The organism is Bradyrhizobium sp. Mp27, from assembly GCF_029953005.1.
GTDB classification, from domain to species: Bacteria; Pseudomonadota; Alphaproteobacteria; order Rhizobiales; family Xanthobacteraceae; genus Bradyrhizobium; species Bradyrhizobium barranii.
The window spans coordinates 1-219 of sequence record NZ_JASAUS010000849.1 but is presented as its reverse complement, the minus strand read 5'-3'; the positions used below and the strand labels follow the sequence as shown (position 1 = coordinate 219).

Below are 219 nucleotides of genomic sequence, written 5' to 3'. Positions count from 1 at the left end.
GTCTCGGTCATGGCGTATCGCTCTCCTCGAGAGGTTCTGGCAGGCTCGTCACCCGCCTCGATACGCCGCCTTCCTCACACCGTCATCACCCAGATTCCGCCATAGCTCCGCGCACGGTCAGCATCAGCCAATAAGCGGCCGTATGGAGCACGAGACGGACCTGGTTGGCGAGCGCCGAACGGCAGCTGGTGCGGTCGGAGGCGAGCTGTGTCTTATGCA

The 219-nt window shown here is 63.5% G+C and carries 1 pseudogene; it reads right to left on the bottom strand.

Annotated features, from left to right (window positions below):
- Positions 1–91: 91 nt before the first annotated feature.
- A pseudogene (locus QJT78_RS52840) lies at positions 92–219 on the bottom strand (transposase); the annotation flags it as partial.